The sequence below is a fragment of the Lysinibacillus sp. NPDC056232 genome (genome assembly GCF_042267565.1).
In the GTDB taxonomy this organism is placed as follows: Bacteria; Bacillota; Bacilli; order Bacillales_A; family Planococcaceae; genus Lysinibacillus.
This window is the reverse complement of the sequence record NZ_JBHJTF010000008.1, coordinates 17,479-17,953: the sequence shown is the minus strand read 5'-3', so window position 1 is coordinate 17,953 and position 475 is coordinate 17,479. Positions and strand designations below refer to the sequence as shown.

The 475-nt window shown below is 53.3% G+C and carries 2 protein-coding genes; both read left to right on the top strand.

Translation table 11 applies throughout. From position 1 onward, the window contains the following. Positions 1–135 precede the first annotated feature (135 nt). Positions 136–279 (top strand): hypothetical protein, encoded by a 144-nt coding sequence (locus tag ACFCYJ_RS08395; protein ID WP_376073261.1) that lies wholly within the window; start codon positions 136–138, stop codon positions 277–279. A 1-nt stretch (position 280) separates the two neighbouring features. Then, complete coding sequence (locus ACFCYJ_RS08390) at positions 281–445, top strand: hypothetical protein (RefSeq protein ID WP_376073259.1); 165 nt, start codon at positions 281–283, stop codon at positions 443–445. Positions 446–475: the final 30 nt, after the last annotated feature.

Here is a 475-nt window from a genome sequence, read left to right as displayed (position 1 = left end):
GAGTGGAAGAAGCGACGGAAAGAATAGTCAGGGCGACGGATAGAGCAGTCGAAGCGACGGAAAGAATGGTCAGGGCGACGGATAGAGCTGTCGAAGCGACGGAAAGTATGGTCAGAGCGACGGAAAGCGGACGAAGTGACGGATAGAGTGGCAGAAGCGACGGAAAGAATGGTCAGGGCGACGGATAGAGCAGTTAAAGCGACGGAAAGAATGGTCAGGGCGACGGATAGAGCAGTTAAAGCGACGGAAAGAATAGTCAGAACGACGGAAGGTGGTTGAAGTGACGGATAGAGTGGCAGAAGCGACGGAAAGAATGGTCAGGGCGACGGATAGAGCTGTCGAAGCGATGGAAAGTATGGTCAGAGCGACGGAAAGAATAGTCAGGGCGACGGATAGAGCAGTTAAAGCGACGGAAAGAATAGTCAGAACGACGGAAGGTGGTTGAAGTGACGGATAGAGTGGCAGAAGCGACGGA